The sequence below is a fragment of the Stutzerimonas nitrititolerans genome (genome assembly GCF_003696285.1).
Classification (GTDB): Bacteria; Pseudomonadota; Gammaproteobacteria; order Pseudomonadales; family Pseudomonadaceae; genus Stutzerimonas; species Stutzerimonas nitrititolerans.
This window is the reverse complement of record NZ_RFFL01000002.1, coordinates 396,744-418,598: the sequence shown is the minus strand read 5'-3', so window position 1 is coordinate 418,598 and position 21,855 is coordinate 396,744. Positions and strand designations below refer to the sequence as shown.

At 62.2% G+C, this 21,855-nt stretch carries 17 protein-coding genes; 9 read left to right on the top strand and 8 right to left on the bottom strand.

Annotation, left to right across the window (positions count from 1 at the left end):
* Positions 1 to 86 precede the first annotated feature (86 nt).
* Positions 87 to 833 carry a hypothetical protein gene (locus tag EA795_RS04010; RefSeq protein WP_122075684.1) on the top strand — a complete coding sequence of 249 codons (747 nt, stop codon included), beginning with the start codon at positions 87 to 89 and terminating at the stop codon, positions 831 to 833.
* The gene (locus EA795_RS04005; RefSeq protein WP_240644983.1) at positions 793 to 2,988 is read left to right on the top strand and encodes a lipase family protein; all 2,196 of its coding nucleotides are present in this window, start codon (positions 793 to 795) and stop codon (positions 2,986 to 2,988) included. The genes EA795_RS04010 and EA795_RS04005 overlap by 41 nt, the downstream gene beginning before the upstream one ends.
* Positions 2,989 to 3,138: 150 nt before the next feature.
* On the opposite strand, the gene trhP is transcribed toward EA795_RS04005, so the two are convergent.
* A complete protein-coding gene (gene trhP, locus EA795_RS04000; RefSeq protein WP_122075682.1) occupies positions 3,139 to 4,497 on the bottom strand; it encodes a prephenate-dependent tRNA uridine(34) hydroxylase TrhP in 1,359 nt (452 codons plus the stop codon).
* Positions 4,498 to 4,698: 201 nt separating this feature from the next.
* Here trhP and EA795_RS03995 point away from each other — a divergent pair, with 201 nt between their 5' ends.
* The 3 genes from EA795_RS03995 (at position 4,699) to EA795_RS03985 (ending at position 8,892) form a co-directional block, all read left to right on the top strand.
* Positions 4,699 to 5,061 carry a DUF2946 family protein gene (locus EA795_RS03995; protein ID WP_058074776.1) on the top strand — a complete coding sequence of 121 codons (363 nt, stop codon included), beginning with the start codon at positions 4,699 to 4,701 and terminating at the stop codon, positions 5,059 to 5,061.
* Positions 5,062 to 5,233: 172 nt separating this feature from the next.
* Complete coding sequence (locus tag EA795_RS03990) at positions 5,234 to 7,390, top strand: TonB-dependent receptor (RefSeq protein ID WP_122075680.1); 2,157 nt, start codon at positions 5,234 to 5,236, stop codon at positions 7,388 to 7,390.
* Positions 7,391 to 7,392: 2 nt separating this feature from the next.
* Entirely contained in the window at positions 7,393 to 8,892 is a 1,500-nt protein-coding gene (locus EA795_RS03985) for a PepSY domain-containing protein (protein WP_122075678.1), read from the top strand.
* A gap of 65 nt (positions 8,893 to 8,957) precedes the next feature.
* On the opposite strand, the gene EA795_RS03980 is transcribed toward EA795_RS03985, so the two are convergent.
* The 6 genes from EA795_RS03980 to zwf form a co-directional block, all read right to left on the bottom strand.
* On the bottom strand, positions 8,958 to 10,388 hold the full coding sequence (locus EA795_RS03980; RefSeq protein WP_058074773.1) for an aspartate kinase: 1,431 nt from the start codon (positions 10,386 to 10,388) through the stop codon (positions 8,958 to 8,960).
* A 98-nt stretch (positions 10,389 to 10,486) separates the two neighbouring features.
* Complete coding sequence (thpD, locus tag EA795_RS03975) at positions 10,487 to 11,404, bottom strand: ectoine hydroxylase (protein WP_058078402.1); 918 nt, start codon at positions 11,402 to 11,404, stop codon at positions 10,487 to 10,489.
* A 207-nt stretch (positions 11,405 to 11,611) separates the two neighbouring features.
* Positions 11,612 to 12,010 (bottom strand): ectoine synthase, encoded by a 399-nt coding sequence (locus tag EA795_RS03970; protein ID WP_122075676.1) that lies wholly within the window; start codon positions 12,008 to 12,010, stop codon positions 11,612 to 11,614.
* Positions 12,011 to 12,163: 153 nt separating this feature from the next.
* Positions 12,164 to 13,438, bottom strand: a complete 1,275-nt coding sequence (gene ectB / locus EA795_RS03965; RefSeq protein WP_115027326.1) for a diaminobutyrate--2-oxoglutarate transaminase — start codon at positions 13,436 to 13,438, stop codon at positions 12,164 to 12,166.
* Entirely contained in the window at positions 13,435 to 13,965 is a 531-nt protein-coding gene (gene ectA / locus EA795_RS03960) for a diaminobutyrate acetyltransferase (protein WP_122075674.1), read from the bottom strand. Before ectA ends, ectB begins: the two co-directional genes overlap by 4 nt.
* A 646-nt stretch (positions 13,966 to 14,611) precedes the next feature.
* Positions 14,612 to 16,054, bottom strand: a complete 1,443-nt coding sequence (gene zwf / locus EA795_RS03955) for a glucose-6-phosphate dehydrogenase (RefSeq protein ID WP_122075672.1) — start codon at positions 16,052 to 16,054, stop codon at positions 14,612 to 14,614.
* A 222-nt stretch (positions 16,055 to 16,276) separates the two neighbouring features.
* On the opposite strand from zwf, the gene hexR reads away from it, so the two are divergent.
* Both hexR and EA795_RS03945 read left to right on the top strand, forming a co-directional pair.
* Complete coding sequence (hexR, locus tag EA795_RS03950) at positions 16,277 to 17,143, top strand: transcriptional regulator HexR (protein ID WP_014851150.1); 867 nt, start codon at positions 16,277 to 16,279, stop codon at positions 17,141 to 17,143.
* A gap of 99 nt (positions 17,144 to 17,242) precedes the next feature.
* Positions 17,243 to 17,452 carry a PA3496 family putative envelope integrity protein gene (locus EA795_RS03945; RefSeq protein WP_014851151.1) on the top strand — a complete coding sequence of 70 codons (210 nt, stop codon included), beginning with the start codon at positions 17,243 to 17,245 and terminating at the stop codon, positions 17,450 to 17,452.
* On the opposite strand, the gene EA795_RS03940 is transcribed toward EA795_RS03945, so the two are convergent.
* A complete protein-coding gene (locus tag EA795_RS03940) occupies positions 17,400 to 18,356 on the bottom strand; it encodes a LysR family transcriptional regulator (protein WP_058074769.1) in 957 nt (318 codons plus the stop codon). The two genes, EA795_RS03945 and EA795_RS03940, sit on opposite strands and share 53 nt — an antisense overlap.
* A 218-nt stretch (positions 18,357 to 18,574) precedes the next feature.
* On the opposite strand from EA795_RS03940, the gene EA795_RS03935 reads away from it, so the two are divergent.
* Both EA795_RS03935 and oadA read left to right on the top strand, forming a co-directional pair.
* Complete coding sequence (locus tag EA795_RS03935; protein WP_065985790.1) at positions 18,575 to 19,990, top strand: acetyl-CoA carboxylase biotin carboxylase subunit; 1,416 nt, start codon at positions 18,575 to 18,577, stop codon at positions 19,988 to 19,990.
* 22 nt (positions 19,991 to 20,012) lie between these two features.
* Entirely contained in the window at positions 20,013 to 21,827 is a 1,815-nt protein-coding gene (gene oadA / locus EA795_RS03930; protein ID WP_122075670.1) for a sodium-extruding oxaloacetate decarboxylase subunit alpha, read from the top strand.
* Positions 21,828 to 21,855 lie beyond the last annotated feature (28 nt).

The following is a 21,855-nucleotide window of genomic DNA, read 5'->3' as shown; positions in this document are numbered from 1 at the left end:
TTATCCAAACTGCACAGAGTGATACGTGCATTTCTCCAGAGTCAGCCAAGTGCTGCTAACAGCGTCATTGCACGGGATCATCAGCAATGAAATTTCTCCTGAAGTTTTCATATGTCCAAGCCATTTTGTGGCCTGGCCTGTTGGGTATTTCCTTGAGTGCCTGCAGTGCGCTTGGTTCGTTCGGTGGCGAAAGTTTCACGCTGGAAGGCGAGTTGCCGGCCAATTTTTCCCTCAAGGCGCAAGCGCAGTACAGCGTTGCCAACGAATGTAACGGTCGTTGGCAGGCCAAGACGTTCCAATCGAATCTCGACAGTGCTCCTCACCAATACCGTTTCAAAATACCTGTCAGCTACCGCGATGGGCTTTGCGAGATGCAACTGAGTAAAGTCGCGCTGTTTATATATGGCCGTTATGGTGGCAAGGAGTGGCAACAAACTTATGATAATGGCGGATTGGTGATGGTCGATAAGCTTCCTGAACGCGCCCCGGAATTCCAGGCTGATGGGACTTTTACCAAGAGAGCTAAATGTACATGGGTTTTTCAAATCAGCAAACTTTATTTAGAAATTTCTAAGCTACTTAGCTGTAGAGGGGCAGGCGCTTATCTGGTGCGTGAGGATTTGCCCGATAAGACCGTACGGTTGGGATTTGACTTGAGTGGTAAAGAACGTCCATATCTAAATGGCTATTGGTTAGAAACTTCAACGGGATGGAAACCCTGCACCGGACGCTGGGGGACTCGGTTCGAAGAACTTTGCACCAAGCCGCCACAGTTCCGCACGTTCAGAATGAATGATCGCGAATGTACTGTTTATCCAAACTGCACAGAGTGATATACGGATGAATGACTCGGCTAATACCGTCCGGCTCGAATGCCCATTTCTCAGCGACTGGATCAGCTTCCGGTTAGTAGATGAGCACGGGAGCGGGAGACCTTTTTCCGGTCTTGCTTACAAAATTCTGGACAGTCAGGGACAAGAATACACGGGTGTGTTGAATGGCGAAGGGTATGCCTGCGTAGAGCAGATTTATTGTGGGCTGGTTGTTTTACAAATATCAGTTGCCTATACGGGAAGTGATGAGTGGTATGCGAGGATTTCCCGTCGGGATAAGTTCATGCTTCCCTTGACTGCTCTGCAAGTAGCAGCTGAATCATCTCCGTCCGGCCCTCGCCGTGCCAACGGCGAGACCTATCTAGCCGAGGCTCGTGCTAACCAAGAAAGAGCTCATTTTTTCCGCGTGGAAGTCAGCGACTTTGCCGAGGCCAAGAAACATCTTCCAGAGCCCGATGAGACATGGGGGCCGCGCCCAGAGACCATGCTTAAACGAAACCTTGGTCTGGATAAAGACAGTGCTGGGCTGGTCTTACCTTCTGGGGTCAGCTACATGCTCGAAATTAAAGCGTTGCGTGCTTACAGTCCGCTTTTTTCGAGGGAGAAAGACTTCTGTGCACTGAATGCTTATCACCTGGCGTTAATGAGCACCTTTGCTTATGCCCCCTTCAGCCAGGAACCGGCGTCCGCAGATCTGTATGAGTCTTCGCCGCCGCCCTACACGTTGCTCGGCAGCATCGGGCATGTGCTGCAGAACCAGTTGGGTCGGTTGATCAAACCGACCCGGTTCAACACGGCCGGACCCTACCATTTACTTTGCGAGGAAGTGCCCTATTCCAAACGTCTGGAAATAACGCCCTACGATCCTGAGCGTTACGTGAAAGAAGCGGAGGAAGGGTGGAAGAATCCAGAGGATGTGCATTTCCTCTATGACAAGGATTCTAGTACGCAGGCGTTCATCACTCATAACGACAATGTCGTGCTGATCTCGGTGCGCGGAACTCAGGAAATGTTTGCCGACACCACCCGTGATCTGGACGCACGCCAAGTAGCTTACGATGATGGTAAAGGCCAGGCTCACCGCGGTTTTTTCGAGGCCTTTCAGGCAGCGAAACCTTTTGTGAGACGCTACCTGGAAGCTTTTTACACCGGCGAACAGACCCTGATCGTCTGCGGCCATAGCCTCGGTGGTGCCATTGCTCTGCTGCTGGCGGAATGGCTGCGTTGTTTACCTTCCGGCCCCGATGTTGTTCTCTACACCTACGGCGCACCTCGCGCCGGCGACCGTGCGTTCGTTCAGGCCGCCCAGCCGCTGACGCACCATCGCATCGTCAATCACGATGATCCCATTCCCGCCTTGCCGCTACCCTGGATGGATGCAGAGTGGAAACTGGCGCTGTCCGGTACCGCGTTGCTTTTCAGTTCTCCGGTGGTAGGCATCGTGTTGTTGCTGGCAGGGCTGGTCAATCTGCACGGCGACCCCTATGAGCACCATGGTGAGCAGCAGCACTTCATGCCGCGCAAGCCGGGCGGGGGAAGCGAGGCGGCCATTCTCTGGCAGCCAGGCTGCGCATTGATCGACGAGCAAACCTGCGCGCGCTACGTGGGTGAAATCACTCTGGATGGAGATATGCCGAAACGCATTCCGCTGGCGGGATCCCACCATTCCAGCGATAGCGGCTACGCTCGTGCCGCGCTGACGACGCTGCTGCGCTGGCATGACAGCGTCGAAAAACGTGCAGGAGCTTTGTTCACAGACAGCGAAATCCGGGATATCTATGCTCAGGTGAAGAGTGTTCAGCAACTCCTCGAGAGTTGGCAGCCACGTTCCTTCAACGAATTTCGTTGGGAAGTCCGGCGTAGCGGCGACATGCGTTTCTATGGCAAGAGCGATCTGGAACTACGGGCTATCTATGCCGATGCACTCCAGAAGGGCGAACGGCTGCGCGACGAGCAAGAACAGGCACTCTCACGTGCGCAGCAGCGTTTGCTGGCCCAAGCCGAGCGTCTCGTGACGCCGCACAGCGTATTCGGCGAGCATGCGGAGCGGGCAGACGTGGCCGAGTTGGTGGCGCAATGGCGAGCGCTGAAAGAAAACCAGGCAGCGGAGAGACTGGCTGGGATCAATGCTAAAACTTTACCCAGCTACGTATAAAAACAATCGCTCGTTTGCTTCAGCGCTCGATGGATTGCCGGAAACTTATCGGCGCGCTCGCTGAGGTAGGCTCCACCGAAACACTTGGAGCGCGGGGCTTGGTTTGGCAGTTCGGCTGCGGCAACTACGGCTACCAATCCTCGCGCTGCCTCACCCCCTCGTCGTCCCGCCCTCCAATTCGCGCATCAGCAGCGCGTATTGCAGTTCGACATCTTCCGGCACGGGCAGGTAGACGGTGTGGCCGTCGCCCGGGGCGACCTCGATGGCTTCGCCGCGCTTGTTCTCCAGTTTTTCCAGGCGCAGGTTGAGGTTGCCTTGAGGGGTCATCAGCTCGAGTTTGTCGCCGACGGCGAAGCGGTTCTTCACCTTCACTTCGGCCAGGCCGTTGCGGCGTTCGCCGGTCAGTTCGCCGACGAACTGCTGGCGTTCGGAGAGTGAGAAGCCGCGCTCGTAGTTCTGGTATTCGTCATGCACGTGCCGACGCAGGAAGCCTTCGGTGTAGCCGCGGTGGGCGAGGGATTCGAGGGTGTCCATCAGCGACTTGTCGAACGGCTTGCCCGCCAGCGCGTCGTCGATGGCCTTGCGGTAGACCTGGGCGGTGCGCGCCACATAGTAGTGGGATTTGGTGCGGCCCTCGATCTTCAGCGAATGTACGCCCATCCGTACCAGACGCTCGACGTGCTGCACGGCGCGCAGATCCTTGGAGTTCATGATGTAGGTGCCGTGTTCGTCCTCGCTGACCTCCATGAACTCGCCGGGGCGACTGGAATCCTCCAGCAGGAACAGTTCATCGGTGGGCTTGCCCACGCCGAGGGTCGGCTCGGCGCGTTGCACGGCAATCGGCTCGTACTGGTGTACCACCTCGCCCAGCTCGTTTTCCTTGGCTTCATGGGTCTTGTATTCCCAGCGGCAGGCGTTGGTGCAGCTGCCCTGGTTGGGGTCGCGCTTGTTGATGTAGCCCGAGAGCAGGCAGCGGCCGGAATAGGCCATGCAGAGCGCGCCGTGGACGAACACCTCCAGCTCCATGCCTGGCACCTGTTCGCGGATCTCGCCGATCTCCTCCAGCGACAGCTCGCGTGAAAGGATCACCCGGCTCACGCCTTGGGCGTGCCAGAACTTCACCGTGGCCCAGTTCACCGCGTTGGCCTGCACCGAGAGGTGGATGGTCATCTGCGGGAAATGCTGGCGCACCAGCATGATCAGACCGGGATCGGACATGATCAGCGCGTCCGGACCCATCGCCACTACCGGCGCCAGGTCCTTGATGAAGGTCTTCAGCTTGGCGTTGTGCGGGGCAATATTGACCACCACGTAGAATTGCTTGCCCAGCGCGTGCGCCTCGTCGATGCCGAGCTTGAGATTGGCATGGTCGAACTCGTTGTTGCGTACCCGCAAGCTGTAGCGCGGCTGCCCGGCATACACCGCGTCGGCACCGTAGGCGAAGGCGTAGCGCATGGATTTCAGGGTGCCGGCCGGGGACAGCAATTCGGAGCGCAAGGGCGGGTTCATGGCAGTCTTCTGCGTAACGGGGAAAAGGCGCAATTTTAACGGCCACCACGCGATCCTCAATGGTTGCGGCAGCATGGCCGGTGCGCGACACGATGCCGCAGCGGCGCCTTTCGTCGAAGTCATCGGCACCCGTATGCGGTTGTAGTGCTAGATTTCCCACCCATGAAAACCGCAATGGCCCACCGAACGACCCTTATCAGAATGCTGCTGCTCTGCATTCTGTTCAGTCTGTACGCCTGCGGTTTGCATCACGGGCAGATGCACGGCAGTGGTGATACGCCACCGCAACTGTCCGAAGCGAACCTTTCGCACCACCACCACGGGCACGCCGACAGCGAGCCTCCCGCCACACCCCACCACAGCTACACGCCGGCTTTTACCTGCCCGTTGTGCTCCTCGTATGCGCCGGCCGTGGCGATCAACAGCCTGGACTGGAGCATGGCGTTCATTGCGCATGCTCCGCCGCCAGTGCCAGTCAGCCTCGATCGGGTGCCTGCGCTGCCACGCCACCTGCGCCCGGCGATCAACCCCCGCGCCTCCCCCGAAGCGATTCGCAACAGCTAGCAGGCCATTGAAACTGTAGCGAGCAAGCGGCCCAGGCAAGACGAGATCGGATTCGAGACGTTCTCAGCGCCCATGGTCGAGCGCCGCTGCTTCCCATGGCCTGCCGGAACTGCATGGCAGCTGGCCGCTTGCGGCCGACTGCCGCGTCCTGCTCATGCTTATGGATCGCCTCATGACAACGAGACTTGTCTGCACGGCACTGCTTGTCGGTGCCTGTCGTTTTGCCTGTGCCGAAGATTCATCCCTGGAACTGCCCGCCGATACCGTCACCGCCGATGCTCTATCCGAGGCAGGGCTGAAGCTTGATCAGCCGGTGGAAACCGGCTCGCGGTTGGGGTTGAGCGTGCGTGAAACGCCGGCTTCGGTCAGTGTGTCCGATCGTTTCGTGATCGAACAACGGGGCGCCAAGGATACCCAGGACGTGATCAACGGCATGACTGGCATCAATGCCTCCGCCAACCCTGGCTACGGCGGCTTCGTGTCTTACCGTGGTTTTACCCAGAACCAGATCACCCAGTTGTTCAACGGCATCAACCTGGGCTACAGCAGCGCCACCCGTCCGGTGGACGCCTGGGTGATCGACCGCGTCGAACTGATCGGCGGCCCCTCGACGTTCCTTTATGGCGCTGGCGCGGTAGGTGGCTCGATCAACTACATCTCGAAGCTGGCCAGCCGCGAGGAAGAAGTATTCGATGGCCGCCTGAGCTATGGCAGCTATGACGAAACGGAGATCGCCTTCGGCATCAACCGCGCCCTTGGCGGCGGCCTCGATGCGCGCAACTTCGTACGCCTGGACTACAGCCATGGCCAGGGCAACGGCTACATCGACCGCAACGAGCGCAGCACCGACAGCCTGGCGATCTCCCTGCTCAGCGACCTGACCCCGAGCCTGAGCCACACGCTGGCCTTCGAATACCTGGAGGACCGGGAAGATAGCCCCTACTGGGGCTCACCCATCCTGCAGCCGGTCGGTGAGCGCATGAAGATCGACGAAGGCCGCCGTTTCGAGAACTACAACGTGGCCGATGGCCGCTACGAGCAGCGGGTGAAATGGCTGCGTTCCATCCTCGACTACCGGCTGAGCGACGCCACCCGCCTGCAGAACACGCTGTACCACTACGACGCCCAGCGTGACTACCGCAATCTCGAACAATATGCCTACAACGCCGACAATAGCCAGGTGCTGCGCTCCGGAGCCTATCTGCAGCGTCACGAACAGAGTGTGCTGGGCAACCGGCTGGTGCTCAACCACCAGCACAGCCTGTTTGGCATGGACAGCCAGTGGGCGGGCGGTTTCGATATCTCGCGTATGCACCAGACGCTGTACCCCAGGTCTGGCGGCTCGCTGTACCCGGTCGACCCGGAGCATTTCGATCCGGGCAGCTTTCTGGAAATTCCCGGCATGGCCGCCGGGCTGCAGAAACAGCGCCGCCACGTGATCGATACACAGGCGCTGTTTCTGGAAAACCGCCTGCAACTGAGCGAGCGTCTGTCGCTGCTCAGCGGCCTGCGCTACGACCATCTGAACATGGAAGTCACCAACTACGGCCCGGTGTCGGCGACCAGCCCGGCCTTCTTCGAGCGCAGCTGGGAGCCGCTGAGCGGGCGCCTCGGTCTGCTCTACGAGCTGACGCCCAGCGCCAACCTATATGCGCAGTACAGCACCTCGGCGGACTTGCCGGCCGGCTCGCTGGCCTCGGCGACCTACTCCAACGTTGGCTTGTTCGACCTGTCCAAGGGCGAGCAATGGGAGGTCGGCAGCAAGTTCGACTTTCTCGATGGACGCGGCTCGGCGACCGTGGCCGTCTACCAGATCGTGCGTCGGGACTTCGCCGTACGCGATTCCAACGACCCCAACCTGACGGTGCAGGCCGGGCAGCAGACTTCCCGCGGCATCGAGCTGGCCGGCAAGCTGCAACTCACGCCCAGGCTGCTGGCCGAGGCCAACTACGCCTATGTCGATGCCGAGTACGACGAATTCAACGAGGCGGTCGGCGGCGTGTCGGTATCGCGCAAGGGCAACACCCCGGTCAACGTTCCGGACAGCGTGGCCAATGCCTGGCTGACCTACGAGCTGGCCCAGGCCTGGAAAATCGGTGTGGATGTGCGTTACGTCGATTCGGTCTATGCGGACAACGCCAACACCCTTGAGGCGCCTTCCTACACCCTGTATGGCGCCTTCGTCCGCTACCAGCTGGACCCGCACACCAGCCTGACCGCACGGGCGCGAAACCTGACCGATGAGGTGTACGCCAGGCAGGCCTACGGCACCCAGTACTACATGGGTGCGCCGCGCACCTTCGACGTGGCCCTGGACTATAGGTTCTGACCGTGAAGCGCTACCTCTACCTCTGGCATCGCTGGCTGGGCATCGGCCTGTGCCTGTTCATGGCGCTGTGGTTCGTCTCGGGCATGGTCATGCTGTTCGTGGGCTATCCCAAGCTGACCCCGGCCGAACACCTGGCGCATCTGCCCGAGCTGCCGCGCGAGCGCTGTTGCGTCAGTCTCGGCCAGGCGCTGGCGGCCAGTGGACGCAGCGATGCGCCGCTGGCGGCGCGCCTGAGCAGTGTCGCCGGTGCGCCGCGCTATCTGTTCGACTACTTCGGTGGTAGGCGCATTGCGGTGGATGCGCGTAGCGGCGAGCGCATCGTCCAGGTGGACGAACAGGCTGCGCTGGCCAGCGCCCGCCAGTTCACCCAGGCGGGTGAGTTGCACCACCGCGGCCTGATTCAGGAGGATGCCTGGACCCGCTCGCGAGCGCTGGATGGCGACCGGCCATTGCACCGGATCGAGAATGCGGAGGGGCGACTGCTGTACGTCTCCGGCCAGACGGGTGCCGTGGTGCGTGACGCCACCTTCGCCGAGCGAGCCTGGAACTGGCTCGGCGCCTGGCTGCACTGGCTTTACCCGCTGCGCGACAGCCCCTGGTGGGCGCAGATCGTCATCTACCTGTCGCTGGCCGCCACCGCCATGGCGCTGCTGGGGCAGGTGATCGGCGTGCTGCGCTGGCGCTTTTCCAGGCCCTACCGCAGCGGCTCGCGTTCGCCCTATGCCGGGGGCTTCGCTCGCTGGCATCACATCGGTGGCCTGTTGTTCGGTGCGTTGCTGATCGCCTGGATCTTCAGCGGGTTGATGTCGATGCGTCCCTGGGGGCTGTTCACCGCGGCGCCCAGCCTGCAGGGTGCCTATCGCCAGGCTGCGCTGGCGCGCGACAGCGATCCGCAGCCCTTGGCCGAAACCCTTGCCAGGCTGCGCGAGAGCGGCTTCGCGCCGCGTGAACTGCACTGGCAGCAGGTGGCCGGCAAGACCTATCGCGTGGCCTATGACGGCCAGGGCGCCAGCCGCATCCTTGCCGCCGAGCCTGGCGCTACCGTGATGCTGCAATTGCCGGCCGAGCTGCTCGAACAGGCCGTGCGCAAACTCCCCGATGGCCCTTCGGCGGGCATCAGCTGGCTGCAACGGCACGATTTCTACTATTTCCAGCGCGCCGAGCAGAGCATGTACGGCTATCAACGCAAGCGGCTGCCGGTGTTGCGCGTGGCGCTGGACGATGAAGCGGCGACCTGGCTGCACATCGACCCGTACAGCGGTGCTCTGATCGAACAGCTCGGTCGTGCTCAGCGGGTGGAGCGCTGGCTATTCAACCTGCTGCACAGCTGGGACTGGCTCCCGCTGCTGGAACGGCCACGCCTGCGCGAGGCGCTGATGCTCGCGTTCAGCCTGGGTGGCCTGTTGATCAGCCTGAGCGGCGTGGTGCTGGGTTGGCGGCGCCTGCGTGGCAGGCGTCGCGCTCGGGACAGAAGGGCCCGAGCGTTCAACGCAGTGCGTTGATAGCGGAAACTGCCGGGCCCGAGTAGCTCGGGTCCGGCGGCCAAGTGCAGACGAGGCGACCGGTGTTACGCGGCAGCGATCACGTCGCCGTGGTTTTCCGGCTCGATCAGCGCGCGGTGCAGGGCGGCGATGGCGGCGTCGTAGTCTTCCTCGTTGACCACGCACTGCATCTCCACCTGGCGGATCGACTGGTGCACGGCCTGGATGCTGATACCGGCCTCGGCCAGCGCCGCGACGGTCTTGGCCAGGATGCCCTTGACCTTGAGGTCCGAGCCGATCGCCGAAACGATGGCCACGTTGTGCACGGTCACTTCAGCCGCCGGATAGTGCTCCTCGATCAGCTTGGCCGCGCGGTTGATCAGCTTGCGCGAACCGGAGAGGTAGTAGGTGATGCTGTTGGCGTCCGAATCCTTGTTCACCACGTAGAGCTTGAGCTGCTTGAGCAGCTTGGTGATCTCGATGTCGTAGGCCACGTCGCCGAGCATGTCCTGGTCGAACACCTCGATGCCGAAGACGTCCTTGCGCCCGGCTATGATCTCCACGCAGGGCTTCTCGCTCTTGTAGTCCTGGCTGATGAGGGTGCCGGCGTGCTCGGGCTCGAAGGCGTTCTTGATGCGCAGCTCGATGCCTGCGCGGCGCAGGGTCTTGGCGGCGCGCGGGTGGATCGCCTCCATGCCCAGGTTGGACAACTGGTCGGCAACGTCGTAGTTGGTGCGGCCGATGGTCACCACCTTGTCGGCGCCGACCAGGTTCGGGTCCGCCGAAGACAGGTGGAATTCCTTGTGGATGATCGCTTCGCGCGCGCCGGTGGCGGCGGCGATCTGGGCGAAGGTGATCTCGCTGTAACCGCGGTCGAAGGTGCTCATCAGGCCCTCGGCGCAATGGGTGTAGCCGGTGGCGATCACCAGTTCGCGGCTCAGGTCGACGCCTTCGAAGCTCTCGCGAACCATGTCCTCGAAGGGCAATGGCGAGTCGCAGTGCCAGCCGGTGAGGTCGACCATGCGCGCATTGATGCCGCGATGCTTGAGCGCCAGCACGGCGTTGAAGGCGCTGTGCGCTTCGCCCAGCGAGGCGAGCATTTCACGCACCTTCATCAGGTGTTCGCTGAGCTGGAAGTGGCCGTAGGCGCACAGGCGCTGCAGGCTGCTCATGCACTCGCGGGCATCGTCGATGCGCGAGTTGATGAACTGGTCGGCGGCGTGACGCTCGAAGTCGCCCGAGAAGAGTTCGGCATTCTTCTCCAGCATGCGCTGGCGCACGGTCTGCAGGGCCTCGAGCCAGGCGCCTTCGTTCTGCGCGTCGGCGAAGCGCTGGTAGACGCCCGGCTCGCCGGTCTTCTTGTGTTCCAGCAGCAGGTTGGTCATGCCGCTGTAGGCCGAAACCACGAAGACCCGCTGGTACAGCTGGGCGCCTTCGCGCTGGCCGATGAAGATATTGTCGAGTAGCTCGTCGAAGCGGCTCATGGAGGTGCCGCCGATCTTTTCTACGGTATGCATCGATTCAACGTCCCGTCTTGGGGTGAATTTCATCCCTGGGCCGGCTTCTGCAGGCCAAGCAAGGCCGGCCCCGCAGTAGCGGGCCGGACCTGGAGGATTCAGAGATAGCGTTGTGGCTGGATCTGCAGCGGCGTGAAATCCTCACGCTCGGCAACGAAGTCGGGGCGTGGTGCGAGCCCGCAGAACGGCGCCTGGGCCGCATTATCCACATGGTTGTAGACATAGAACAGATTGCTGCGCGCACTCGGCGTGATATTGCTGTTCGAACCATGCATGGTGTTGCAGTCGAAGAACAGCACGCTGCCCGCCGGCCCGGTGGCGGTGTCGATACCATGACGCTCGGCCAGCCGGGTCAGGCTGTCGTGGTCCGGCACGCCGAACTCCTGCTTGCGCAGCGACTTTTCATAATGATTTTCAGGGGTGGCGCCCACGCAACTGATGAATTGCTTGTGCGAGCCGGGGACCAGCATCAGCGGGCCGTTGTGCGGCTCGTTGTCGGTCAGCAGGATCGAGCAGCTGAGGGTGCGCATGCGCGGCAGGCCGTCCTCGACGTGCCAGGTCTCGAAATCCGAGTGCCAGTAGAACTCCTTGCCGGTGAAGCCCGGTTTGAAGTTCATCCGCGACTGATGCACATAGATGTCGCCGCCTAGAATGAAGCGGGCGACGGCGGCGATGCGCTCGTCCGCCGCGACGCGGGCGAACAGGGCGTTGTCCTTGTGGATGGCAAACACCGAGCGGATCGCGCCGCTGTCGGGTTCCTTGATGGTCTTGCCGGAGTCGGCGACGGCCGGGTCCTGGCGCATCCGGTCGAGTTCTTCGCGGAAAAACGCGACTTCCTCGGCACTGAAGAGGTTGGGGATGACCAGGTAACCGTCACGCTCGAAGCGTTCGATCAGCTCGGCGGAGATCGGCGCGTTGGCCAGGTCGCTGCGGTAGACAACCGGATCCAGACGCTCCTGCCAGCGGGGTTCGTCGTGCTGGCGCGAAGGGTAATGGTCGGTGTGTACAGGGTTCACTTCACATTCTCCTTTCGGTTGCTCTGACAATGTTCTCTGCGCTTCTGGCCAAACGGTGGTTCCGTTCGCCACGGGGCGCGCCCACCAAAGCGGTGCGGGCTTTTGCCTTTGTGGGAGCGCCGACCTCGGCGCGAAGCGCTGTCTCTGCTGGTAGGCTATCGCCTGCATTCGCCGCGAGGGCGCGGCTCCCACAAAAAGCAGGAGGGTTCAGACGACGGTTTCGGCCTCCAGCGGATAGACACCGCTTTCGTCATGCACTTCCTTGCCGTTGAGCGGCGGGTTGAACACGCAGGCCATCTTCATGTCCTCGCTGCCGCCGCGCAGCAGGTGCTCGTCGTGCTTGTCGAGGATGTACAGCGTGCCGGCTTCGATCTTGTAGATCTTGCCGTCGGCGATGGTTTCGATCTCGCCGTTGCCGCTGATGCAGTACACCGACTCCAGGTGGTTCTGGTAGTGGATGTGCGTCTCGGTGTTGGCGTAGATGGTGGTGATGTGGAAGGAGAAGCCCATGTTGTCGTCCTTGAGCAGCATGCGCGTGCTGTCCCAGGTTTCGGTGACGATCTTGCGGTTGGACTGCTCGCATTCGGCGAGGGTGCGTACGATCATTTTTTCAAATCCTCAAGAAGCTGCTGCAGGCTATGCGAAAACTACTGCGCTCGGTTATGCGGCGTTAAAAACCGGCTCGGAATGCTCATTTACAGCAGTAAACTCCGCTTCCTCGCCTGTTTTTGCCTTGCCTAACCTTCGCTCGCTACGCTTTCACACAGCCTGCTCACGGGTTTGGTCGGACATCACGGCGGCGAACGCCTTGTCCAGGATGCTCATGGCGCGGTCGATCTGCTCTTCGCTGATCACCAGCGGGCAGAGGCACTTGACCACTTCGCTGTGGGCGCCACTGGTCTCGATCACCAGGCCGTTCTCGAAGGCATGGCGGCAGATGGCGGCGGCGGTGTCGCCATCCGGGCAGCTGATGCCGATCATCATTCCGCGGCCTTTGACGAACAGGGAGTCCGGGCCATAGCGGCGGACAATCTTGTGCATGCCGTCAGCGATACGCTTGCCCTTGGCGCGCACGCTCTGGGCGAATTCGTCGTTCTGCCAGAAATGCTCCAGCGCTGCGGCCGCAGTGACGAAGGCGTGGTTGTTGCCGCGGAAGGTGCCGTTGTGCTCGCCCGGCTCCCACTGGTCCAGCTCACGGCGCAGCAGCACCATGGCGAACGGCAGGCCGAAGCCCGACAGCGACTTGGACAGCGTAATGATGTCCGGCTTGATGCCCATTTCCTCGAAGCTGAAGAAACTGCCGGTACGGCCGCAACCGGCCTGGATGTCGTCGACGATCAGCAGCATCTCGTGCTTGCGGCAGAGTTTTTCCAGCTTGCGAACCCACTCGGCCGAAGCCGCGTTCAGGCCGCCTTCGCCCTGGACCACTTCAACGATGACCGCGGCCGGCTTGTCGATGCCGCTGGACGGGTCGGCGAGCAGTTTGTCCATCATCGCGATGGTGTTGACCTTATCGCCGAAGTAGTTGGCGTAGGGCATGCGGCTGACATCGCTCAGCGCCACGCTGGCAGCGCCGCGATGATGCTGATTGCCTGTCGCCGCCAGCGCGCCGATGCTGCAGCCGTGGAAGCCGTTGGTGAAGCTGATGACGTTGTTGCGTCCGGTCACCTTGCGCGCCAGCTTCAGCGCGGCCTCGACCGCGTTGGTGCCGGTCGGGCCGGTGAACTGCATGACATAGTCCATGCCGCGCGGCTTGAGGATCAGCCGGTTGAAGGTTTCCAGGAAACGCTCTTTGGCATCGGAGTACATGTCCAGGCCATGGGTGAGACCGTCGTCGGCGATGTAGTCGAGCAGCGCCTGTTTGAGCACCGGGTGGTTGTGGCCGTAGTTGAGGGTGCCGGCACCGGCCAGGAAATCGATGTAGGACTTGCCGTCGCGGGTGATCAGCTCGGCGCCGCGCGCCTGCTTGAAGACCACGGGAAAGGAGCGGCAATAGCTGCGCACGCCGGATTCGTGCAGTTCGAAGGTTTTCATGCGGTTTCCTCTGATTCTTTTTCTGGATTCGTCGCGTCGAACGGGCCGGCTCGATAAAGCACTTCGTCTTCGTGCTTGCCGGCGAAATGTTCGGCGCGGGAGAACAGCGTACGGGTGCTGTAGTCGGCTCCCAGTTGGGCGAAGGCTCTCTTGAACAGCGCCTGTGAAGCCGCGTTGTCGGGCGAGATGGTCGTCTCCATGAAACGCACGCCCTGGCGGGCGACCCGTTCGGTCAGCGCCGTCAGCATGCGCAGAGCCAGGCCCTGGCCACGCATCGAGGCGTCTACCGCGACCTGCCAGACGAACAGCGTGTCCGGGCGTGAAGGCGGGCGGTAACCCGAGATGAAACCGACCAGCTGACCTTGCGCATCTTCGGCCGCGATGGCTGTATCGGCGAAATCGGAGCACTGCAGCAGGTTGCAGTAGACCGAGTTGGTATCCAGCGGCTGGCAGCGTGCTACCAGTTCATGGAGAGGGAGACCGTCGCCGTCGGTGGGGCGACGGAGCGTTACGGTAGGAACACTCAAAACAGATCCTTTGGGGTTGCTGATTGAAATCCTTTTCTAGGATAAACACAGCAAAATCAAATTCTCAACCCGACGTCCGGATATATGGCGAGAGGCGTGGGAGATATCGCCGAAGTTATCGGTAGTTGTTGGGTGAGTTCTGAGTCGCGATTATGGGTAGTGCCTGGTGGGGCGATATCGGCCTGACTCGGTAGTCCGACGGTCTGAAATGAAAGGCGGTATTTCTGCCGTCGACAGCGCCTCTTTCGGTGCATGGTTCGTGACCTCGTGAGGTTCGCTCGGTCTGAGCTGTAAGCCCCTGTATAAGAGGCTTTCGGCGATTCGGGCGAAGGCTCGTGGAGCAGCGATTGAAGGTGGGAGAGCGGCATCGATATTCGGGTCATATATCGTGCCGATATGTCGCAACGTGACGGGAAGTTCAGTGGTGTCTGATTGGTGCGATGGGGTCGGTATATGAAGGGGAATATCCAGCGCGAATGTGGGGCATATTCGCGCCTGAATTAAATTTTTGTGGCGAACTGTTGCGCGCCGAATATGTGGGATAGTTCGCCGCCCATGCGCATGACCGTCGATGATATGCATGAAGAGGCTCTGCGATGCACTATGCAAGTGCATCGCAAGTTGGCGAAAAAGTTCAATCTTTCTATCAGTGAGACCACTGGCGCCCGTGGCGCTCGGTCAGTCGGTCGGCCTGCTCGGGGCCGTCGGTGCCGGCTGGGTAGGGGCGTGGCTTGCGGTAGTGTTCCTGCCAGCCGTTGAGGATCGGATCGACCCAGCGCCAGGCGGCCTCGACTTCGTCGCGGCGCATGAACAGCGTCGAGTCGCCTTCGATCACGTCCAGCAGCAGCCGCTCGTAGGCATCCCAGCGCCGCGTGTTGCGGAACGCGTGCGCCAGGTTCAGATCCAGTTCCACCGGCTCCAGTTGCATGCCTTTGCCGGGCGCCTTGGCCATCAGCTGCAGGCTGACGCATTCGTCCGGTTGCAGGCGAATCACCAGGCGGTTGGTTTCGCCTTTCTTGAACAGCATGTGCGGGACTGGCTTGAAGGTGATGATGATCTCCGAGCGCTTGCGCGCCATGCGTTTGCCGGTACGCAGGTAGAAGGGCACGCCGGCCCAGCGCCAGTTGTCGATCTCGGCCTTCACCGCGACGAAGGTCTCGGTGTCGCTGTCGTTGTCGATGTTCTTCTCGAAGTAGTAGGCCGGCACGTCATGCCCGCCCACCTGGCCCGCGCCGTACTGGCCGCGCACAGTCTTGTCCTGCACGTCGCGGCCCGTGATGGGCTTCAGCGCCTCGAGCACCTTGACCTTCTCGTTGCGCACCGCCTCGGCATCGAAGCGCACCGGCGCCTCCATCGCCACCAGACAGAGCAGTTGCAGCAGGTGGTTCTGCAGCATGTCGCGCATGGCGCCGGCGTGGTCGTAATAGCCGCCACGATTCTCCACGCCCAGGGTTTCGGCCACGGTGATCTGGATGTGGTCGATGTGGGCGGCCCGCCAGATCGGCTCGAACAGTGCATTGGCGAAGCGCAGCGCCATGAGGTTCTGCACTGTCTCCTTGCCCAGGTAATGGTCGATCCGGTAGATGCGCGGTTCGGCGAACACCTGGCCGATGGCGGAGTTGATCGAGCGCGCCGACTCAAGCGAATGGCCGATGGGTTTTTCCAGCACGATGCGTGCGTTCTCACCGGCAAGGCCCACGCTTTCCAGGTTGGAGGCGATGGGCTCGAACAGGTTGGGCGCGGTGGCCAGGTAATGCACCCGCACCCGTCCTTCGGCCGGGCCGAGGTAATGGGCCAGACCGGCGAATTCGCTGCGCTGCGTGGCGTCGATGGCGAAATAATCGAGGCGCGAGGCGAAACCTTGCCAGACGGCGTTGTCGAAATCGGCACGTGCCACCTGGGCGCGGCAGTGACGCTCGGCCAGGCTGACGTAGGCGTTGCGGTCGATGTCCTTGCGCGCCAGCGCCAGGATGCGCACGTCGTCGTGCAGGCGGCCTTCGCGATGCAGGTGATAGAGGGCCGGAACGAGCTTGTGTAGCGCCAGGTCACCGGTGCCGCCGAACACCAGCATGTCGCAGGAAATGGACACGGCATCACTCCTCGAAAAGTGGACGGACTCGGTTGGCGGGCCGTTCGGAAAACAACCGGGGTTGGCAATTCTGCGTAAAAAATGGCCTGCCAGTGGGCGATACTGCAAGGCTTGTAGTATAACTACAAGCCCACTACAACCAGCTCGCTGGCTGCAGGCTTCGATGCGCCGTTGCGCTCGGCGCCGTGGCTTGTCGAGTGCCGATCATAGCGAGTCCGGAACGTGAATCTGCTGCAACACATCGCCCAATCGAGAGTTTCGCTGCGCAAGTCGGAGTTGAAGGTCGCCGACCACGTGCTGCTGGATCCCGCCGCGGTGATGCACAGTTCCATGGCCGACCTCGCCCATGTGGTGGGTGTCAGCGAGCCGACCATCGTGCGCTTCTGCCGCGCCATCGGCTGCCTGGGCTTCCAGGACCTCAAGCTGAAGCTGGCGCAGAGTCTGGCGGCCGGGGCCAGTTTCGGCCAGTTCGCGATCAGCGAGAACGATTCGACCAGCGACATCAGCCAGAAAATCTTCGATACCACGCTGCACACCCTGATGGAGGTGCGCGAGCATCTCGATCCCGCCGCGCTGGAGCAGGCCATCGCCGCCATGGCCAAGGCCGAGCGCGTGGAGTTCTACGGTTTCGGCGCCTCCGGTGCGGTGGCCACCGATGCCCAGCACAAGTTCTTCCGCCTGCTGCTCAGTGCTGCGGCCTACTCGGACCCGCACATGCAGGCGATGTCCGCGGTAACGCTCAAGCCCACGGACGTGGCGATCTGCATTTCCCAGTCGGGGCGTTCCAAGGACCTGCTGATCACCGCCAATGTGGTGCGTGAAAGCGGCGCGACGCTGGTCACCCTGTGCCCGAGCCAGACGCCGCTGGCCGAACTGGCCACCGTCAACCTGGCCATCGATGTGCAGGAAGACACCGAGATCTACACCCCGCTGACCTCGCGCATCGCCCATCTGGTGGTGATCGACGTGCTGGCGATGGGCGTGGCGATGGCGCGCGGCCCGAGCCTGGTCAACCACCTGAAGAGCGTCAAGCGCAGCCTGCGCAGCCTGCGTCTGTCGCCCAAGACGGTGAAGCCCCACGAGGAGTGAGGCGTTCGGCGGCGTCATCGCACTGTCATCGCGCGGACTTCATGCGGTCACCTTGGCGGCCGAAGCTCAAGCTCCCGGAACCTCTTGGGAGACACCGCAATGTCCCAGTGCCACGACGCCACCGACAATTTCGACGCCAAGACCCGCCGCAAGCTCCAGGATCAGCGCCGCATGCGCTTTCGCCGCGCCATCGAGACCTATGCCGAGCAGCGTCAGCTGCAGCATGAGCTGGGCGAGTTCCCTGACCTGGCGTTGATCAGCCCGCTGATGGATGCGCGGCATCGGCAAAGCGCCGCGCCAGCGCGCTGATCTGGGCGCGTTCGTCGCGGATGAAGGCGAGGAACGCCTGCGCCACGGGGCTCAGATGCTTGCCCCGGGCATGCACGGCGCACCAGCTGCGATACAGCGGCAGTTCCTCCACCGGCAGCTCCAGCAGCGCGCCCTGTGCCAGTTGCTGGCTGACCGCATGGCGCGGCAGGATCGCCAGGCCCAGGCCGGCAATGGCGCACTCGCGCATGGCGTCCAGCGAGGTCACTTCCAGGGTCTGGGCGAAATGCGCGCGCTTCTGCTGGAAGTATTCCTCGCAGGCCTTGCGCGTGCCCGAGCCTGGCTCGCGAACCAGCAGCGGATAGGGTTGCAGGTCCTGTAGCGAAAGCTTCGCCGCGCGACACAGCGGATGCTCCGGCGGTGCCACCGCGACGATGGGGTTGTTGAGAAAGGGCAGGAACTCCAGCGCCATGTCCTGCGGGACCAGCGCCATGATCACCAGGTCGTCGCGGTTGTCGTTCAGGCGCTTGATCACCTGGGCGCGGTTGACCACCGTCAGCTGCAGGCCGACCTCGGGGTGCTGACGCTTGAAGGCCGCGAACAGGTGCGGCATGAAGTACTGGGCGCTGGATTCCACCGCGAGGGTCAGCTGGCCCTGCAGCGAGCCCTGCAGGTCGGATAGCTGCATGTCCAGGCTGCCCAGGCGGTCGAGGATGTCCTCGCCGGCCTGTTTCAGCGCCTGCGCGGCATCGGTGAGGTAGAGCTTCTTGCCGATGTATTCGAACAGCGGCTGGCCGAGCAGCTCTTCCAGCTGGCGGATCTGCAGGCTCACCGCCGGCTGGGTCAACGCCATTTCCTCGGCGGCGCGACTGTAGGAACGGTGCTCGCAAACGGCACGGAAGATCTGCAGCTGGCGCAACGTCAGGCGCATCAACGACTTTCGCATGAAGCCCCCTTTTTGTCGGGATCGGTTATCGCGCCGCCGGTATTCAACCTCTTTGGCACGCGGGCTGCGGCTTTGTATAAGTTATTACTTATCCTTAGGCAAATAATTATTCATTTTCTCTAATCAGCGAAGCGGGCGTAGCTTAAAAACCACTCGTCTGAAGGCGAGTGATTCTCGGCCCTGATGGCCGCCTGCTCACTGATCCGAGGAAAAGCAGCGTGATCAAGAAGCTACTGATCGCCAACCGCGGGGAAATCGCCGTCCGTATCGTGCGGGCCTGCGCCGAAATGGGCGTACGTTCGGTGGCGGTGTTCACCGAGCCCGATCGCCATGCGTTGCACGTCAAGCGTGCCGACGAAGCGCATTTCATCGGCGACGACCCGCTGGCGGGTTACCTGAACCCGCGCAAACTGGTCAACCTGGCCGTCGAGACCGGTTGCGACGCCTTGCACCCGGGCTATGGTTTTCTCTCGGAGAACCACGAACTGGCCGAAATCTGTGCCGAGAGCGGCATCCGTTTCGTTGGCCCCAGCGCCGAAGTCATCCGCCGCATGGGTGACAAGACCGAAGCTCGACGCAGCATGATCAAGGCCGGCGTGCCGGTCACGCCAGGCACCGAAGGCAACGTGAAGGACGTCCAGGAAGCGCTGAGCGAGGCCGAGCGCATCGGCTATCCGATCATGCTCAAGGCGACTTCCGGCGGCGGTGGCCGTGGCATTCGCCGCTGCAACTCGCGCCAGGAGTTGGAACAGGCCTACCCGCGGGTGATTTCCGAGGCGACCAAGGCCTTCGGTTCGGCGGACGTCTTTCTCGAGAAGTGCATCGTCGAGCCCAAGCACATCGAGGCGCAGATTCTGGCCGACAGCTTCGGCAATACCGTGCACCTGTTCGAGCGCGACTGTTCCATCCAGCGACGCAACCAGAAGCTCATCGAGATCGCCCCCAGCCCACAGCTGACCCCCGAGCAGCGCGCCTACGTCGGCGATCTGGCGGTGAAGGCGGCCAAGGCGGTGGGCTACGAGAACGCCGGCACCGTGGAGTTCCTGCTCGCCGATGGCGAGGTGTACTTCATGGAGATGAACACCCGGGTGCAGGTCGAGCACACCATCACCGAGGAAATCACCGGCATCGACATCGTCCGCGAGCAGATCCGCATTGCCTCGGGGCTGCCGCTGTCGGTCAAGCAGGAAGATATCCAGTATCGCGGCTTCGCCCTGCAGTTCCGCATCAACGCCGAGGAGCCACGCAACAACTTCCTGCCCAGCTTCGGCAAGATCACCCGCTACTACGCGCCCGGCGGTCCCGGCGTGCGCACCGATACGGCGATCTACACCGGCTACACCATTCCGCCGTACTACGACTCGATGTGCCTGAAACTGATCGTCTGGGCGCTGACCTGGGAAGAAGTGCTGGCCCGTGGCTCGCGGGCGCTGGACGACATGCGCGTCCAGGGGGTCAAGACCACCAGCTTCTATTACCAGCAGATCCTGGCCAACCCCGATTTTCGCAGCGGCCAGTTCAACACCAGCTTCGTCGACAACCATCCCGAGCTGCTGAACTACTCGATCAAACGCAAGCCCAGCGAACTGGCCATCGCCATCGCCGCCGCCATCGCGGCCCATGCCGGGCTCTAGCCTCCAGCGAAGGGAGAAGAACATGAATACCAAGAAGATCACGGTTACCGACACCATCCTGCGTGACGCCCATCAGTCGCTGATCGCCACCCGCATGCGCCTGGAAGACATGTTGCCGATCTGCGACAAGCTCGACCGGGTCGGCTACTGGTCGCTGGAAGTCTGGGGCGGCGCGACGTTCGATGCCTGTGTGCGCTTCCTCAAGGAAGATCCCTGGGAGCGCCTGCGCCAGCTCAAGGCCGCGCTGCCTAACACGCGCCTGCAGATGCTCCTGCGCGGGCAGAACCTGCTCGGCTACCGCCACTACAGCGACGACGTGGTCGAGGCCTTTGTGGCCAAGGCGGCGGAGAACGGCATCGATGTGTTCCGCATCTTCGATGCGATGAACGACGTGCGTAACCTGGAAACCGCCATCCGCGCGGTGAAGAAGTCCGGCAAGCATGCCCAGGGCACGCTCTGTTACACCACCAGCCCGGTGCATACCGTCGAGCTGTTCGTCGAGCAGGCCAAGGCCATGCGTGACATGGGCGTCGACTCCATCGCCATCAAGGACATGGCCGGCCTGCTGACCCCTTTCGCCACGGGTGAGCTGGTCACCGCGCTGAAGGCGGAAATCGACCTGCCGCTTTTCATTCACTCCCACGACACCGCCGGCCTGGCCGCCATGTGTCAGCTCAAGGCCATCGAGTGCGGCGCCGACCATATCGACACGGCCATCTCCAGCTTTGCCTGGGGTACCAGCCATCCCGGCACCGAATCGATGGTGGCGGCGCTGCGCGGCACGCCCTACGACACCGGTCTGGACCTGGAGCTGCTGCAGGAAATCGGCCTGTACTTCTATGCCGTGCGCAAGAAGTACCACCAGTTCGAGAGCGAATTCACCTCGGTCGATACCCGTGTGCAGATCAACCAGGTGCCGGGCGGGATGATGTCCAACCTGGCCAACCAGCTCAAGGATCAAGGGGCGCTGAACCGCATCGACGAAGTCTTCGCCGAAATCCCGCGGGTGCGCGAAGACCTCGGTTTCCCGCCGCTGGTCACCCCGACCTCGCAGATCGTCGGCACCCAGGCCGTGTTCAACGTGCTCGCCGGCGAGCGCTACAAGAGCATCACCAACGAGGTGAAGCTCTACCTGCAGGGCCGCTACGGCAAGGCGCAGGGCACCATCAACGCCAAGCTGCAGCGTCAGGCCATCGGTGGCGAGGAGATCGTCGAAGTGCGCCCCGCCGACCTGATCCCGCCCGAGCTGGACCGGCTGCGCAAGGAAATCGGCGAATTGGCCAAGAGCGAAGAGGACGTGCTGACCTACGCGATGTTCCCTGACATCGGCCGCAAGTTCCTCGAGGAACGCGAAGCCGGCACCCTGACGCCCGAAGTGCTGCTGCCGATCCCGAATGGCAACTCTGGTGCCGCGGTGGGTGGTGAGGGCGTGCCGACCGAGTTCGTCATCGACGTGCACGGTGAAAGCTACCGCATCGACATCACCGGCGTTGGCGTGAAGGGCGAGAGCAAGCGCCACTTCTTCCTCTCCATCGACGGCATGCCCGAAGAGGTGGTGTTCGAGCCGCTGAACAATTTCATCGGTGGCGCCAGCGGCGGCCAGCGCAAGCAGGCCAGTGCGCCGGGCGACGTCAGCACCAGCATGCCGGGCAATGTCGTCGACGTGCTGGTCAAGGAAGGCGATACCGTCAAGGCCGGCCAGCCGCTGCTGGTCAGCGAGGCGATGAAGATGGAAACCGAGATCCAGGCGCCCATCGCCGGCACCGTCAAGGCGGTGCACGTGGCCAAGGGCGACCGGGTCAACCCGGGTGAAGTGTTGATCGAAATAGAGGCATGAGTTTGTCCCCTGGGAGCCGCAAGGCTCC

Excerpts from the sequence above, each read along its gene's own strand:
- EA795_RS04010 (WP_122075684.1), top strand. The coding sequence starts at position 87 with ATGAAATTTCTCCTGAAGTTTTCATATGTCCAAGCCATTTTGTGGCCT.
- EA795_RS04005 (WP_240644983.1), top strand. The coding sequence starts at position 793 with ATGATCGCGAATGTACTGTTTATCCAAACTGCACAGAGTGATATACGG.
- trhP (WP_122075682.1), bottom strand. The coding sequence starts at position 4,497 with ATGAACCCGCCCTTGCGCTCCGAATTGCTGTCCCCGGCCGGCACCCTG.
- EA795_RS03995 (WP_058074776.1), top strand. The coding sequence starts at position 4,699 with ATGCTGCTGCTCTGCATTCTGTTCAGTCTGTACGCCTGCGGTTTGCAT.
- EA795_RS03990 (WP_122075680.1), top strand. The coding sequence starts at position 5,234 with ATGACAACGAGACTTGTCTGCACGGCACTGCTTGTCGGTGCCTGTCGT.
- EA795_RS03980 (WP_058074773.1), bottom strand. The coding sequence starts at position 10,388 with ATGCATACCGTAGAAAAGATCGGCGGCACCTCCATGAGCCGCTTCGAC.
- EA795_RS03970 (WP_122075676.1), bottom strand. The coding sequence starts at position 12,010 with ATGATCGTACGCACCCTCGCCGAATGCGAGCAGTCCAACCGCAAGATC.
- ectB (WP_115027326.1), bottom strand. The coding sequence starts at position 13,438 with ATGAAAACCTTCGAACTGCACGAATCCGGCGTGCGCAGCTATTGCCGC.
- EA795_RS03945 (WP_014851151.1), top strand. The coding sequence starts at position 17,243 with ATGTCCCAGTGCCACGACGCCACCGACAATTTCGACGCCAAGACCCGC.
- EA795_RS03940 (WP_058074769.1), bottom strand. The coding sequence starts at position 18,356 with ATGCGAAAGTCGTTGATGCGCCTGACGTTGCGCCAGCTGCAGATCTTC.
- oadA (WP_122075670.1), top strand. The coding sequence starts at position 20,013 with ATGAATACCAAGAAGATCACGGTTACCGACACCATCCTGCGTGACGCC.